This window comes from Rhizobacter sp. P3_B12 (genome assembly GCF_056402895.1).
Genome location: NZ_JBFUGN010001687.1, coordinates 1 through 641 on the forward strand (window position 1 = coordinate 1; position 641 = coordinate 641).

Genomic DNA, 641 nt, shown 5'->3' on the forward strand with positions numbered 1-641 from the left:
GTGTAGCGCGCCACGCCCTGGGTGATGCGCACCTCGTCGACCGCGCCGTTCAGGTACCACACGCCCTGGCCCGTGTCCGGCGTGCGGCCGATGTTCACCGGCGTGCTCGATGGGTAGATCGCCCCGTTGATCGCCACCGGCGCGCTCGGCACGCCATTCAGGAAGATGCGCAGCGCCGTGCCCTGGCGCACCACCGCGACATGGGCCCAGGTGTTCAGCGGGATCTGGTTCGCATGCCAGAGGCTGCCCGCATCGCTTGACCCGTCCTGCGACCAGCGCGTGGTCACCGAGCCGTTGGAGCCGGTCAGGATGTCGAAGCCSCGSGCMCCRCCGTTGCCGTAGTTGCTCAGCAGCGTCGCGAAGTTGCCGTAGGCGTTCAGCCGCACCCAGGCTTCCACGGTGAAGTCGTTGCTGCCGACGTCCAGCGCCGCGCTCGATGCGGTCACATAGGTGCCGTAGCTGCCGTCCAGACTGAGGCCACCGCTGCCGTAGCGCGCAGCACCCGCATTGACCGCCGCATTACCGAAGGCGCTGACCGCGTAGCCATTGACCGAGCTGTCGACCAGCCCCGCCGCGTTGCCGCCGCCATCCAGATGCAGCAGCAAGCTCACGTTCGCGTAGCTCGGATCCACGCCGTTCGG

The 641-nt window shown here is 68.6% G+C and carries 1 protein-coding gene; it reads right to left on the bottom strand.

Annotated features, from left to right (window positions below):
• The coding region (locus AC1D01_RS37685; protein WP_477875060.1) for a LamG domain-containing protein at positions 1 to 641 on the bottom strand (641 nt) is incomplete at both ends.